The following is a 12624-nucleotide window of genomic DNA, read 5'->3' on the forward strand; positions in this document are numbered from 1 at the left end:
CCTCGATCAGCTAGACCTTTCGCGCCCGCGAAAGGACCTGGCCGAAGGGCCGAGCAAACGCCCGCCACAAGAACATAAGCTTGGGAACATAAGTGTGGCGCGACGCAAAAAGGGCGCGCCATGACAGCGCGCCCTTTCCGTCAGCTAGATTACTTCTGGATGCAGGTGTCGACCGTATCCTTGGTGCATTCATCGAGGCCGGTGAAGACCGGATCATCGACCTTCTTGCCTTCGATGAGGTCGATCATAACGCTCGGCGCCTTGTAGCCCATTTCGAACGGACGCTGGCCGACCAGCGCCGTCACCAGGCCTTCCTTGGCGATCGCCACTTCGTCGCCGATCGTGTCGGCGGCGGAGATGACGAAGTCACCGCTGGCGATGCGGTCGGCAAGCGGCTTGACCAGATCGCGGTAGGGCTGCGGTGCGCCAAAGAGCGGCCAGCCGCCTTCGATCGCGAACGCATCGAGCTTCGGGTTGGCAGCGAGGATGTCGGTCATCCCCTGCACGCCCTTGGCGCCGTCGTCATTGGTGAAGATCGGGCAACCGTCGACTTCGGTCCAACCGCCTTCGCCCTTCAAGGCCGGGAGGCCCTTCTGGCCAGAGAGCGCATCGCGCGTGCCCTGGGCGCGGCGCAGGATGTTATCCGCACCCGGATTGCCCTGGATCGAGCAGAAGGTGCCGCCATTGGGCTTCTTCTCCTTGATGTACTCGCCGATCCGATAGCCCATCAGATAATTGTCGGTGCCGAGATAGGTCTTGCGCAGCGCCGAGTCTTCCGCGGCAAGATCGGCATCGAGCGTCATGATCGGAATCGACGGCGCCGCCGTTTTCAGGGTTTGGGCGATGAGCTTGGCATTCGACGGCGAGATCGCCATCGCGACCGTGTCGGCCTTGCCGAGCATGTCCTGCACGATCTGCGCTTCGCCGGCTTCGTCAGAGGTCGAGGCGGGGCCGGTATAGAAGCACTCATATTCCGATGTCGGGTTTTCCTTGTTCCACTTCTGGCAGCCCTGGTTGATGGCTTCGAAGAAGGGGTTGTCGAGGCCCTTGACCACGATGACCAACTGCTTCTTCGCCAAGGCCGGGCTGGCACTCAGGGCCAAGGCGGCGGCGGCAACGAGTACCGAAAACTTATTCATTCCATTCCTCCCAAGTTGAAGCGGGCGTTTCTCACCCGCCATTCGCGACTGCATTCAGTCTTTCGTCATCAGAGCAAAGACGGATGATCGTGCATCATGCGCGATGCCATCATCTGCTCCGACAGTTCACACAGATCACAAGAATTGGTTCGCCAAAGCAGCCATCAGTCGGCCGGCCGGCGCGCATCCTCCCTTTCTTCCGACGCCGCCCGAATGTTTGCATTCGGTGTCTTCATCGGAATTGTTTTCTTCTTCCGCGATTAGCTAATAACGATGGTTTGCAACCGTCAACGATTTTGTCGTACAAAATGAAATCTTTTGTACGATAATATTAACGATTGAGGTGTTTGAGGTTTTTGCAGTGCAACGATTCTGAGCGCATCAATTGACGCTCAGGGCCCGTGCTGCATAGTGTTGCGCGGCAAAACTGCATCGCAACATCAGCGTCGGCGACATCACAGTCGACGACATCAACCAAGCCGGATCAAACCGGCGAGACGGCCCGGCGATGGACGCCGGGGTGATAGATGCCTTGGGAGGGGCGACGGTCGCGTGCCAGTTCTAGAACTTCAGAATATCTCGAAACATTTCGGCGCCATCCAGGCGGTGAATGATGTGTCCTTCTCGCTCGAAGCCGGCGAAGTCGTCGGCTTGATGGGCGATAACGGGGCTGGAAAATCGACGCTGGTCAAGATGATCGCCGGCAATTTCCGCCCCAGCCACGGCACCATGCGCATGGACGGGCAGGACCTGGTCATGCACAAGCCGGTCGAGGCGCGGCGCCACGGCATTGAAATCGTCCACCAGGACCTGGCGCTGTGCAACAACCTCACCGCTGCCGAGAACGTGTTTCTGGGGCGCGAGCTCAAGCGCGGCTTCGGCCCGTTCAGCGTGCTCGATTATCCGGCGATGTATAAGCGCGCGGCGCAAATTTTCACCGAACTGAAATCCGAAACGCGCCCGCGCGACCTGGTGAAGTCGATGTCCGGCGGCCAGCGCCAGGCGGTGGCCATCGCCCGCACGCGCCTCACCGATGCCAAGATCGTGTTGATGGACGAGCCCACGGCGGCGATCTCGGTGCGGCAGGTGGCTGAGGTCTTGAACCTCATCCGGCGCCTGCGCGACCATGGCATCGCGGTGGCCCTCATCAGCCATCGCATGCCCGACGTCTTCACCGTCGCCGACCGGGTCATTGTCATGCGGCGCGGCCGCAAGGTCGCCGACAAGAAGATCGCACAGAGCTCGCCGGAAGAAGTGACCGGCCTCATCACCGGCGCCATCGAAGCCGCCTGATCAGGAAAAACCAATGACCAGCGCCGATATGCACAGCAGCAACGAACAACAATCCACCACCGACCGCACCATGGAGCAACGCCTGGCCGTGAAGCAGCACAGCCGCCTCTCGGCGCTGTTCGCCAGCCAGACCTTCTGGGTCTTCCTGGCGGTCGTCCTTGCCTGCCTCTATTTGTCGGTGGCGACCGATTCCTTTGCCACCTCGAAGAACCTCTACAACATCACGCGCAACGTCACCTTCGTCGCCATCATCGCGCTTGGCATGACGGTCGTGATCATCTCGGGCGGCATCGACCTCTCCGTGGGTTCGGTCTTGTGCCTGAGTTCCATGGTGCTGGCCGTCACCATGCATGCCGGCTACAGCATCGAGATCGGCATCCTCGCCGCGATTGCGACGGCCTTGGCGGTGGGCGCCTTCAACGGCATTCTCATTGCCTATCTGGGCTTTCCGCCCTTTGTCGTGACCTTGGGGATGCTGTCGATCGCCCGCAGCCTGGCCATGGTGGCCTCGAACAACACGGTGGTGTTCGAATTCGGGCCGGATCACGACAAGCTGCTGGCCTTGGGCGGCGGCGCCTGGGTCTTCGGCATTGCCAACCCGGTCCTCTACATGCTGATCCTCGCCGCCCTCACCGGTTTCGTGCTGCGCTGGACCCGATTCGGTCGCCACGTCTTTGCCATCGGCGGCAATGAAAAGGCAGCGGTGCTCACCGGCGTGCCGGTGAAGCCGATCAAGGTCGCCGTCTATATGATCTCGGCATTGACCGCTGGTATTGCCGGCATCATCCAGACCGGCTGGCTCGGTGCCGTTACCACCAATATCGGTGCCGGCATGGAGCTGCAGGTCATCGCCGCCGCCGTCATTGGCGGCGCCGATCTTGCCGGCGGCATTGGCACGGCACTGGGCGCATTGGTGGGTTCGGCCCTCATCGAGGTCATCCGCAACAGCCTTGGGCTCCTCGGCATCAATGCCTTCTGGCAGGGTGCCTTCATCGGCGGCGCCATCGTGCTGGCGGTCCTCTTCGACCGCATCCGCAACTTCCGCCAGAGCGATTGAGACCTGCGGACGGCGCAGAAGAAAGGCCGCATCGAGCACCCTCGATGCGGCCTTTTCTTTTAAGCGGCGGCTGTGGGTTCCGGCATGCCATGGTGATGGGCGCGGCAATGCGCGTGCGACTTGTCGGCCAGAACTTCAATCACGTGGCAAGCGGCTATTCGACCTCCGCTGCACTCGCCGATCATGCGCTTCAATTCCGCACGCAGGGCGTTCAGTTGCTTGATGCGCGCCTCGACCGCCCGCAGTTGTTGGCGCGCGATGTTGTCGGCGGCGCCACAATCACTGTCCGGCGCATCGCACAGATCAAGCAGCGCACGAATGGTCTCGATCGAAAAACCCAGTTCGCGGCTGTGCCGGATAAAAGCCAGGCGGCCGCTATGCGCCGGACCATAGCGCCGCTGATTGCCATTCGTCCGTGCCGCCGTGGGCAGAAGCCCGATCTTCTCGTAGTAGCGGATGGTCTGCACGCTGCTGCCCGTTTCGGCCGCCAGCGCACCAATCGAAAGTTCAGTCATTGCCTGTCCCGCAGCCTAGGCCTTGCACATCGCGTCACTGGCCATTCAAGCGAACGCAGTCCTCAAATGGGGTCCGCAGCCCCCGCGTTCAAGCAACAGATATTTGCCACGTTATACTATAGCGGCGATTTTTCAGTCGCTTAGCGACGATGCCGCAGCAGCCGAAACCCTCTTGAAGCTATAGTTGCTATAGGACCCAGATTGGGCCGGAAGGGATTTCGGACGGCCGCGATTCCAACCCAAATTCCAACCCAAAGCGAGATCTGCATGGCCCGCCTATCCAACGAGTGCCCAAAAACAGGCGCCGGTTACAGCCATGCTGATGGCCACAATGATGCCGACCACGATCATGCCGACCACGATCATGCCGGTCACGATCATGCCGGTCACGATCATGCCGGTCACGATCACGCGGCACATGCGGAGCCGCCGGCTTCCACCTGCAGCCGTGCGTTCAAGGTGCGCGGCATGGATTGCGCCGAGGAAGTGGCGGTGCTGAAACGGGCGCTTGGGGGCCTGGTCGGCGGCGAGGACAATCTCGCCTTCGATGTGCTCAACGGCCGCATGATGCTGGCGGACGCGGCCAAGCATGTCAGCGACGACGCCATCATGAAGGCCGTCGCCGATACCGGCATGGGCGCCACACCCTGGCAGAAGGGTGCCCGCGACCAGGGCACCGACAATCACCGCCGGCAGCAGGTGATCTTCACCGCGCTGAGTGGTGCCTTCGTCGCCATCGGCATCGCCATCCATCTTTATCTCTCCGCCGATATCTTGACCGGGCTCAAGCTGCTGGTGTCGCATGATGCCGAGGTGATGCCGTTCCCTGAGATCGCGGCCTATGTCGCGGCGGCCCTGCTGGGGGCGCGCTTCGTCGTGATCAAGGCCTGGTATGCCGCCAAGAACCTGCGCCCCGACATCAACCTGCTGATGATCGTGGCGGTAATCGGCGCCGCGGCGATTGGCGAGTGGTTCGAAGCGGCGACGGTCTCGTTCCTGTTTGCGCTCTCGCTGGCGCTGGAAGGTTGGAGCGTCGGCCGCGCGCGCCGCGCCATCGCCGCCTTGCTCAACCTCGCCCCGCCGACGGTGCGCAAGCTGCTGCCCGACGGATCCGATGTCGAGGTGCCGGTTGCCGACCTCAAACCTGGGGCGCATTTCATCGTCCCCGGTGGCGAGCGCATCGCCCTCGATGGCCGTGTCATCGACGGCAGCAGCGCGGTCAACCAGGCGCCGATCACCGGCGAAAGCGTGCCGGTGGAAAAGAGCTCGGGCAGCGAGGTCTATGCCGGCACGATCAATGGCGACGGCACGCTGACCGTCGAAGCCACCAAGGCAGTCGAGGACTCGACCCTGGCCCGCATCATCCGCATGGTCGAGGAAGCGCATGCCCGCCGGGCGCCCACCGAGCAATGGGTGGAGAAGTTCGCCCGCATCTATACGCCGGTGGTGATGGTCCTGGCGCTGCTGGTCTTCGTGGTGCCGCCCTTGCTGTTCGGCGGACTCTGGGTTGATTGGCTCTATCGCTCGCTGGTGCTGCTGGTGATCGCCTGCCCCTGCGCCTTGGTCATTTCGACGCCGGTCTCGATCGTGGCGTCACTTGCTGCCTCGGCGCGCGCCGGCGTGCTGGTCAAGGGCGGGGCCTATATCGAACTGCCGGCGCGGCTCAAGGCGCTGGCGCTCGACAAGACCGGCACCATCACGCGCGGCGAACCGGTGGTGGTGCGCGTGGTACCCCTCAACGGTCATACCGAGGATCAGCTGCTGGCGCGGGCGGCGGCGCTCGAGGCGCGCTCGACACATCCCCTCGCCCGCGCCGTCATCCGCTATGCGCAGGAAAAGACCATCGCCTTCACGCCGGCCGAGGATGTCGAGGTCTTGAAAGGCCGTGGCCTCACCGGCCTCTTTGAGGGCGAGCGTTTCTGGCTGGGTTCGCATCGTTATGTCGTCGAGCGCGACCAGGATACGCCCGAGACGGTTGCTGCGGCCGAGGCACTGGAAGCCGATGGCAAGACTGTGCTGGTGGTCGGCAATGAACGGCATGTCTGCGGCCTCATCGCCGTCGCCGACACGATCCGCCCGGAGGCCAAGGCGATCGTCGCCGAGCTGCACCGCGCCGGCATCGCGCGCGTCGTCATGCTGACCGGCGACAACCGCGTTACGGCCGAAGCCATCGCGCGTGAGGTCGGCATCGACGAGGTTCACGCCGAGCTCTTGCCCGAGGACAAGGTGCGCGAGATCGACCGGCTGGTCGCCACATACACCTATGTCGGCATGGTGGGCGACGGCGTCAACGACGCGCCGGCCTTGGCGCGGGCCAGCATGGGCATCGCCATGGGCGCCATCGGCAGCGACGCGGCGATCGAGACGGCGGATGTCGCTCTCATGACCGATGACGTCTCGCGCCTGCCCTGGCTCATCCGGCATGCCTCGCGCACGCTGGGTGTCATCCGTCAGAACACCATCTTCTCGCTCGGCGTGAAGGCCGTGTTCTTCGTCCTCACCTTCGCCGGCATGGCCAGCCTCTGGGGCGCCATCGCCGCCGATGTCGGCGCCTCGCTGCTGGTGGTGGTCAACGCGCTGCGGCTACTGAACGCGCGGACGTGAGGGATCAGGGCACCAGACATGGCAAAGATTGCCATATTCTTTGCCATGGGATATATATTTGCCCGCAAGCTCGCTTTTGACGGGAGGCCACTATGGCGACGATGAATGTTTCACTGCCTGAGCAGATGAAGGCGTGGGTCGAGCGTCAGACCGAAAGCGGTCTCTATGGCAATGCCAGCGACTATATCCGCGACCTGATCCGCAAGGACCAGGTGCGGAAGGACGCGGTTGCGACCTTGCAAGCCGCCATCACGGCAGGCATCGAAAGCGGAGACGCACAGCCCTTCGATGCGGCCGCATTCAAGCTTCGCATGCGGGAGAAACATGTCGTCCGGTGATGTGAAGCCGTATCGGCTTGTACCTCGCGCGCTGTCGGATCTCGACGACATATGGCGATATTCGGCAGAGACTTGGTCTATCGAACAGGCGGATCGTTACATCGACTCTTTGGTACGCGTGTTCGAGGCGATCGCAGCCATGCCGGCACTGGCGCAAGAGCGTCGCGAGTTCTCGCCGCCGGTGCGCATTCATGTGCATGAAAGCCACCTGATTGTCTATCTGATTGCCGACGATCATATCGCCATCCTGCGCCTGCTTGGGGGCCGGCAGGATTGGGCTGCCATCCTCAAGGCCGCGGATCTGCAATGACGCGCGATCCTTGATCAGGTGACCGACCTGTCCGTCGAAATCAACGGACTGAGGATCCGCGTTCGACTTCACAAATGAATGGCGTCCCCGAGAGGATTCGAACCTCCGACCTACGGTTTAGGAAACCGGCGCTCTATCCTGCTGAGCTACGGGGACGTTGCTGGTGCTTATAGCAACGCTGGAACGCAAAGGCAAAATGCTCGAAAGGCCGCAATCAGGCCAGTTTTTCGAGGATCCGGATCAGCACTTGCGCATCATCGGGGGCGAGCTTGCGACCGACATGGCGCTTGATGGCCGCGGCATAGACCGGCCACATGCGGGCGATGAGGGCTTGGCCGGCGGGGCTCAAATGCACGGTCTGCCGACGCCGGTCGTCGGGGTTGACCATCCGCAGCGCATAGCCTTCCGCCACCAGCCGGTCGATGAGGCGCGAGGTCGTGCATTGGGTGAGCAGCAATTGCTGCTCGATCTCGCCGGGTGAGAGCGATTGCTGGGGCTGCCGTTCGAGGGCCGCCAGGGCGTCATACCACTGGGTTGGCGGCAGGCCCGCCTGCTTCAATTCCGCCTCGACGGTGGCCAGCAAGGTCGGCGCCACCTGCAGCAGCCGCGCCCAGGCCTGGACCACGAAGGGACAAAGCGCGGCGTCGTGATCAGCAGATGCGGCGGCAAGAGCGGGAGCGGTTTCCATGAGGGAATTATATGCATCTGCATAAATCTTGACAATAGATGCAACTGCATTTAATTCTGCCCCGGACCGGCCGGCCCTTCCCCGACCCGATTCCTGGTCGGGACCACCCCCGCCGCCGGCATTTCGAGGAGAACCATTCATGAAGCTCTATTTCTCGCCGGGCGCCTGCTCGCTGTCGCCGCACATCACCGCCCTTGAAGCCGGGCTCGACGTGACCCTGATCAAGGTCGACACCAAGACCAAGAAGCTGGAAGACGGCAGCGACTTCCTGGCCATCAACCCGAAGGGCCAGGTGCCGACGCTGGTCCTGGATGACGGTGACGTGGTGACCGAGGGCCCGGTGATCGCACAGATCCTTGCCGACCTCGCCCCGGCCAGCAACCTTGCCCCCGGCAATGGCACCAAGGCGCGCTACAAGCTGCAGGAATGGCTGAACTTCATCACATCGGAACTGCACAAGGGCTATAGCCCGCTGTTCAAGCCGACGACGCCTGACGACTACAAGCCGGTCGCCAAGGCGCAGCTTGCCGACCGCTATGCCTTCGTTGACGGCAAGCTTGCCGGCAAGAAATATCTGCTGGGCGACACCTTCACCGTGGCCGATGCCTATCTCTTTACGGTCAGCAATTGGGCGAAGTTCGTCGGCGTCGATCTCAGCGCCTTTGGCAATCTCACCGCCTTCATGGCCCGCGTCGCCGAACGCCCGCAGGTGCAGGCGGCCCTCAAGGCCGAAGGCCTGACGAAGTAAGCGCCAAGCGCTCTAGGCCAGCGCCGATTGCATCATCAGCGAGAGGCGCTGGCGGGGCTTGCCCTGCCCATCGAAATTTTCCGGGGCCAGCCAGGCCTCATAGACGGCGCGGATCTTGGGCCAGTCCTTGTCGATGATCGAATACCAGGCGGTGTCGCGGTTGCGGCCCTTATAGATCGTGGCCTGCCAGAACGTGCCCTCATAGATGAAACCGAGGCGCCCGGCGGCCGACTGGCTCGGCGCATTCAGCGCATCGCATTTCCATTCATAGCGGCGATAGCCGAGCTCGTCGAAGACGCGCTTCATGAGGAGATACATGGCCTCCGTGGCGCCCGTGCTGCGCTGGAGCGCCGGGGCATAATTGATGTGCCCCACTTCAATGACGCCGACCGCCGGCTCGATGCGCAGGAAGCTGGCAACACCCACCGCCTTGCCGCTTTTCTTGTCGATGATGGCGTGAAAGAGCGGGTCTTCCGATTTTGCCATGGCGGCCACCCAGTCGCGATAGGGGCCGAATTCCGGATAGGGACCATAGGGCAGATAGGTCCAGATGCGGTTTTCGGTATCCGCGGCATTGGCGGCAAAAAGGTCGGCGGCATGCGCGTCGGCATCCAGCATCTCGAGGCGCACGAAGCGGCCTTCCATTGCCGTCCGTGGCGGGCGCGGTCGCGCCGTCCAGCCCGGCACGGCAAAGCCGATCTTCTGGCCGAGGTCGTTGGTTGTGTTCTGGTCGCTGCCGGTCATTCTCGCCCACACCTTGATCTGCTTGTGGATTTCGCCATTTCACGGGCGGAACCTTATAGTATCCTGGCACCAACAGCCAAGACAGCTGCCCCACGCGGTTTTCGGTGGAGACATGTTTCATGCGCGTCACCCGTTCCTGCCTCGGCGCATCCCTCATTGCCGTGACCCTGATGGGTTGCGACAAGCCGGCCGATGATCGGCTGCTGGGCTATGTCGAGGGCGACTATGTCTATATGGCGCTGCCATCGGCCGGGCGCCTTGCCGAGATCGCGGTGAAGCGCGGCGACCAGGTCGCGGCCGGCGACGTGCTCTTCAGGCTGGACGACACGACCGCCGCCGCCGATCTTGCACGCGCCAAGGCCGACCTTCTCGAGGCCGAACACAAGCTGGCTGATTTGAAGACGGGCGAGCGGCCGGAGGAACTGGCCATCATCGAGGCACAGCTCGCCTCGGCAAACGCTTCGCTGATGCTGTCGGAACCCCGCGTCAAGCGGCGGCGTGAATTGGTCAAAAGCAACATCGTCGGTACCGAAGACCTCGATTCCGCCGAAGCCTCGATCCTGGAGGATCGCGGGCGCATCGCCGAATACACCGCGCGCCTCGCCGCCGCAAGGCTGCCTGGCCGTGACGAACAGATCGCGGCGCAGGAGGCTGCGGTCGATGCCTTCCGGAGCGCCATCACGACGGCGCAATGGGCGCTGGACGAGCGGCGCGCCGTGGCCCCGGCTGGTGGCAGCATCCAGGACGTCTATTTCCGTCCGGGCGAGGAAGTGGCGGCGGAACAGGCGGTGCTGCAACTCCTGCCGCCCGAGAACATCAAGCTGAAGATCTATGTGCCGGAACCGGTGATCGGCCACTACCAGATCGGCGAGGAACTGGCCGTCACCTGCGACGGCTGCCCGCCGGATCTCACCGCGCGCATCGACTTCATCGCCGCATCGGCCGAATACACGCCACCCGTCATCTACAGCGATACCAGCCGCGCCAAGCTCGTTTTCCTGGTGGAGGCGCGGCCCGTTTCGGCGCCGGCCGGTTTCCAATGGCACCCGGGCCAACCGGTGGAAGCGCGGCCGCTGGCGCCGCCCCAGGCGGCAAGCCCCGCTTCATGAAGGCTGTGATCGACGTCCATGGCCTGGTCAAGACCTTCGGCGACAAGCGCGTCGTCGACGATGTGTCGCTGCAGGTCGGCAAGGGGCAGATCTATGGCTTCCTCGGCCCCAATGGCAGCGGCAAGACCACGACCCTGCGCATGCTGTGCGGGTTGCTGACGCCCGATGCCGGCAGCGGCACCTGCCTTGGCTTCGACATCCGCAAGGAATCGGCCGAGATCAAGCGCCGCACCGGTTACATGACGCAGAAATTCAGCCTCTATGAAGATCTCACCATCCGCGAGAATCTGGACTTCGTCGGCCGCGTCTATGGCCTCGACAAGCTGAAGAGCCGCGTCGATGCGGCACTCGATCGCCTGGGTCTTGCCAGTCGCCGGAAGCAGCTGGCGGGGCAGTTGTCGGGCGGCTGGAAGCAGCGACTGGCACTGGCCGCCTGCATCCTCCATGAACCGGAACTGCTGCTGCTCGATGAACCCACGGCCGGGGTCGATCCGAAGGCAAGGCGCGATTTCTGGGACCAGATCCATGCCCTGGCCGGGGCCGGCCTCACCGTGCTGGTCAGCACGCATTACATGGACGAGGCCGAACGCTGCCACGAGATTCTCTACATCGCCTATGGCAAGCTGATCGCGCGCGGCACCATCGCCGATGTCATCAGCCAGCACGATCTTGCGACCTGGTCGGTCACGGGACCGAACCTCTATCTGCTGTCGCAGGAATTGCAGCGGACCCCCGGCATCGACACGGTGGCCGCCTTCGGCACCGCCTTGCATGTCTGCGGCCGCGATGCGGCGTTGCTGGAGCGCGGCATCGCCCCCTATCGCCTGCGCCCCGACCTCACCTGGGCACGCACCAGCCCGAGCCTTGAGGACATTTTCATCCAGTTGATGTCGGGGCTCGATACCAATGGCGCCGGAAAAGCGCCGGAGCCTTCCGCATGAGGCTGTTCTCCGTCAGCCGGTTCCTGGCGATCCTTGCCAAGGAATTCATCCAGATGCGGCGCGACCGCCTCACCTTCGGCATGATGATGGGTGTGCCGCTGATGCAGCTGCTGCTGTTCGGCTATGCCATCAATACCGACCCCAAGAACCTGCCGGCGGTGGCCGTCGTGGGCGAGCAGTCGAACTTCGCCCGCTCGCTTCTGAGCGCCATGGAGAAGACCGGCTATATCCATTTCATCCGCGAACCGGTCGATGCGGCGACCGCGGACAGGATGCTGCGCCAGGGCGATGTGCAATTCGCCGTCCATATCCCGCCCGATTTCGCCCAAGACCTGGTGCGCGGCCGCATGCCGGCCCTGCTGGTCGAAGCGGACGCAACGGATCCGGTCGCCACCGGCAATGCGCTCTCGGCACTGCAGGGGCTGGACGCCTCGGCGCTGGTCCACGATTTGAAAGGACCCTTGGCCAAGCTGCAGAACGACGTGGCACCCTTCGAGGTGCGCCTCCACAAGCGCTACAATGCCGAAGGAATCACGCAATACAACATCGTGCCCGGACTCATGGGCGTGGTGCTGACCATGACCATGGTGATGATGACGTCGCTGGCGGTCACGCGCGAGCGCGAGCGCGGCACGATGGAGAACCTGCTCGCCATGCCGGTCCGACCTGGCGAGGTGATGCTGGGCAAGATCATTCCCTATATCGCCGTGGGCTATGTGCAGGTGACGATCATCGTCGTCGCGGCGCGCTATCTCTTTGCCGTGCCGCTGATGGGATCGCTGGCTCTGCTCAGCCTGGCCGCCATCATCTTCATCGCCGCCAATTTGGCCGTGGGTTTCACCTTCTCGACACTCTCCACCAACCAGCTGCAGGCGATGCAGATGTCGACCTTCTTTTTCCTGCCATCGCTGCTGCTCTCCGGCTTCATGTTTCCGTTTCGCGGCATGCCGGCCTGGGCGCAGGTCCTGGGCGAGGCCTTGCCGCTGACGCATTTCCTGCGCGTGGTGCGCGGCATCCTGCTCAAAGGCAACGGCCTGCCCGATATCTGGCCAGATCTGTGGCCGATCCTGGTTTTCCTGGCCGGGGCCGCGATCCTCGCTCTGCTGCGCTATCGTCGCACCCTCGATTGAGGTTCAAT

General features: G+C 63.2%; 15 protein-coding genes and 1 tRNA gene. 10 read left to right on the forward strand and 6 right to left on the reverse strand.

Features of this window, described 5'->3' with window-relative positions:
- Positions 1 to 149: 149 nt before the first annotated feature.
- Positions 150 to 1139 (reverse strand): substrate-binding domain-containing protein, encoded by a 990-nt coding sequence (locus SMD31_RS08330; protein ID WP_320500351.1) that lies wholly within the window; start codon positions 1137 to 1139, stop codon positions 150 to 152.
- 96 nt (positions 1140 to 1235) lie between these two features.
- Here SMD31_RS08330 and SMD31_RS08335 point away from each other — a divergent pair, with 96 nt between their 5' ends.
- The 3 genes from SMD31_RS08335 to SMD31_RS08345 all read left to right on the forward strand — a co-directional run bounded on the left by SMD31_RS08335 (position 1236) and on the right by SMD31_RS08345 (position 3489).
- Positions 1236 to 1403: a hypothetical protein gene (locus tag SMD31_RS08335; protein ID WP_320500352.1), complete on the forward strand. Its 168-nt coding sequence runs from the start codon at positions 1236 to 1238 to the stop codon at positions 1401 to 1403.
- A 288-nt stretch (positions 1404 to 1691) separates the two neighbouring features.
- Positions 1692 to 2432: an ATP-binding cassette domain-containing protein gene (locus SMD31_RS08340; RefSeq protein ID WP_320500353.1), complete on the forward strand. Its 741-nt coding sequence runs from the start codon at positions 1692 to 1694 to the stop codon at positions 2430 to 2432.
- A 13-nt stretch (positions 2433 to 2445) separates the two neighbouring features.
- Positions 2446 to 3489 carry an ABC transporter permease gene (locus SMD31_RS08345; RefSeq protein WP_320500354.1) on the forward strand — a complete coding sequence of 348 codons (1044 nt, stop codon included), beginning with the start codon at positions 2446 to 2448 and terminating at the stop codon, positions 3487 to 3489.
- 59 nt (positions 3490 to 3548) lie between these two features.
- Here the strand turns inward: SMD31_RS08345 and SMD31_RS08350 are convergent, their stop codons facing one another.
- Together SMD31_RS08350 and SMD31_RS08355 are read right to left on the reverse strand one after the other, a co-directional pair.
- Entirely contained in the window at positions 3549 to 4004 is a 456-nt protein-coding gene (locus tag SMD31_RS08350; protein WP_320500355.1) for a MerR family transcriptional regulator, read from the reverse strand.
- A gap of 276 nt (positions 4005 to 4280) precedes the next feature.
- The gene (locus SMD31_RS08355) at positions 4281 to 4424 is read right to left on the reverse strand and encodes a hypothetical protein (RefSeq protein ID WP_320500356.1); all 144 of its coding nucleotides are present in this window, start codon (positions 4422 to 4424) and stop codon (positions 4281 to 4283) included.
- A gap of 48 nt (positions 4425 to 4472) precedes the next feature.
- Here SMD31_RS08355 and SMD31_RS08360 point away from each other — a divergent pair, with 48 nt between their 5' ends.
- From SMD31_RS08360 to SMD31_RS08370, 3 genes are all read left to right on the forward strand, one after another.
- Positions 4473 to 6608 carry a heavy metal translocating P-type ATPase gene (locus tag SMD31_RS08360; protein ID WP_320500357.1) on the forward strand — a complete coding sequence of 712 codons (2136 nt, stop codon included), beginning with the start codon at positions 4473 to 4475 and terminating at the stop codon, positions 6606 to 6608.
- 92 nt (positions 6609 to 6700) lie between these two features.
- Positions 6701 to 6946 carry a type II toxin-antitoxin system ParD family antitoxin gene (locus tag SMD31_RS08365; RefSeq protein WP_320500358.1) on the forward strand — a complete coding sequence of 82 codons (246 nt, stop codon included), beginning with the start codon at positions 6701 to 6703 and terminating at the stop codon, positions 6944 to 6946.
- Positions 6933 to 7256, forward strand: a complete 324-nt coding sequence (locus SMD31_RS08370) for a type II toxin-antitoxin system RelE/ParE family toxin (RefSeq protein ID WP_320500359.1) — start codon at positions 6933 to 6935, stop codon at positions 7254 to 7256. The genes SMD31_RS08365 and SMD31_RS08370 overlap by 14 nt, the downstream gene beginning before the upstream one ends.
- Before the next feature lie 79 nt (positions 7257 to 7335).
- Here SMD31_RS08370 and SMD31_RS08375 read toward each other — a convergent pair.
- Positions 7336 to 7412, reverse strand: a tRNA-Arg gene (locus SMD31_RS08375).
- 58 nt (positions 7413 to 7470) lie between these two features.
- Positions 7471 to 7944: a MarR family winged helix-turn-helix transcriptional regulator gene (locus SMD31_RS08380; protein ID WP_320500360.1), complete on the reverse strand. Its 474-nt coding sequence runs from the start codon at positions 7942 to 7944 to the stop codon at positions 7471 to 7473.
- A 139-nt stretch (positions 7945 to 8083) separates the two neighbouring features.
- Here SMD31_RS08380 and gstA point away from each other — a divergent pair, with 139 nt between their 5' ends.
- On the forward strand, positions 8084 to 8692 hold the full coding sequence (gene gstA, locus SMD31_RS08385; protein WP_320500361.1) for a glutathione transferase GstA: 609 nt from the start codon (positions 8084 to 8086) through the stop codon (positions 8690 to 8692).
- 12 nt (positions 8693 to 8704) lie between these two features.
- Here gstA and SMD31_RS08390 read toward each other — a convergent pair whose 3' ends face one another.
- Entirely contained in the window at positions 8705 to 9436 is a 732-nt protein-coding gene (locus tag SMD31_RS08390; protein ID WP_320500362.1) for a GNAT family N-acetyltransferase, read from the reverse strand.
- 119 nt (positions 9437 to 9555) lie between these two features.
- Here SMD31_RS08390 and SMD31_RS08395 point away from each other — a divergent pair, with 119 nt between their 5' ends.
- From SMD31_RS08395 to SMD31_RS08405, 3 genes are read left to right on the forward strand one after another with little or no spacing between them, the layout of a single operon-like run.
- Positions 9556 to 10545: an HlyD family secretion protein gene (locus tag SMD31_RS08395; protein WP_320500363.1), complete on the forward strand. Its 990-nt coding sequence runs from the start codon at positions 9556 to 9558 to the stop codon at positions 10543 to 10545.
- Complete coding sequence (locus tag SMD31_RS08400; RefSeq protein WP_320500364.1) at positions 10542 to 11486, forward strand: ABC transporter ATP-binding protein; 945 nt, start codon at positions 10542 to 10544, stop codon at positions 11484 to 11486. The genes SMD31_RS08395 and SMD31_RS08400 overlap by 4 nt, the downstream gene beginning before the upstream one ends.
- Positions 11483 to 12616: an ABC transporter permease gene (locus SMD31_RS08405; RefSeq protein ID WP_320500365.1), complete on the forward strand. Its 1134-nt coding sequence runs from the start codon at positions 11483 to 11485 to the stop codon at positions 12614 to 12616. The genes SMD31_RS08400 and SMD31_RS08405 overlap by 4 nt, the downstream gene beginning before the upstream one ends.
- The last annotated feature ends 8 nt before the right edge of the window (positions 12617 to 12624 follow it).

Source organism: Dongia rigui (genome assembly GCF_034044635.1).
Taxonomy (GTDB): Bacteria; Pseudomonadota; Alphaproteobacteria; order Dongiales; family Dongiaceae; genus Dongia; species Dongia rigui.

Bases quoted from the DNA above. Each gene is read 5' to 3' on its own strand.
- SMD31_RS08395 (WP_320500363.1), top strand. From the start codon at position 9,556: ATGCGCGTCACCCGTTCCTGCCTCGGCGCATCCCTCATTGCCGTGACC.
- SMD31_RS08330 (WP_320500351.1), bottom strand. From the start codon at position 1,139: ATGAATAAGTTTTCGGTACTCGTTGCCGCCGCCGCCTTGGCCCTGAGT.
- SMD31_RS08400 (WP_320500364.1), top strand. From the start codon at position 10,542: ATGAAGGCTGTGATCGACGTCCATGGCCTGGTCAAGACCTTCGGCGAC.
- SMD31_RS08360 (WP_320500357.1), top strand. From the start codon at position 4,473: ATGGATTGCGCCGAGGAAGTGGCGGTGCTGAAACGGGCGCTTGGGGGC.
- gstA (WP_320500361.1), top strand. From the start codon at position 8,084: ATGAAGCTCTATTTCTCGCCGGGCGCCTGCTCGCTGTCGCCGCACATC.
- SMD31_RS08345 (WP_320500354.1), top strand. From the start codon at position 2,446: ATGACCAGCGCCGATATGCACAGCAGCAACGAACAACAATCCACCACC.
- SMD31_RS08405 (WP_320500365.1), top strand. From the start codon at position 11,483: ATGAGGCTGTTCTCCGTCAGCCGGTTCCTGGCGATCCTTGCCAAGGAA.
- SMD31_RS08335 (WP_320500352.1), top strand. From the start codon at position 1,236: ATGCGCGATGCCATCATCTGCTCCGACAGTTCACACAGATCACAAGAA.
- SMD31_RS08390 (WP_320500362.1), bottom strand. From the start codon at position 9,436: ATGACCGGCAGCGACCAGAACACAACCAACGACCTCGGCCAGAAGATC.
- SMD31_RS08365 (WP_320500358.1), top strand. From the start codon at position 6,701: ATGGCGACGATGAATGTTTCACTGCCTGAGCAGATGAAGGCGTGGGTC.
- SMD31_RS08350 (WP_320500355.1), bottom strand. From the start codon at position 4,004: ATGACTGAACTTTCGATTGGTGCGCTGGCGGCCGAAACGGGCAGCAGC.
- SMD31_RS08355 (WP_320500356.1), bottom strand. From the start codon at position 4,424: ATGTGCCGCGTGATCGTGACCGGCATGATCGTGACCGGCATGATCGTG.
- SMD31_RS08380 (WP_320500360.1), bottom strand. From the start codon at position 7,944: ATGGAAACCGCTCCCGCTCTTGCCGCCGCATCTGCTGATCACGACGCC.
- SMD31_RS08370 (WP_320500359.1), top strand. From the start codon at position 6,933: ATGTCGTCCGGTGATGTGAAGCCGTATCGGCTTGTACCTCGCGCGCTG.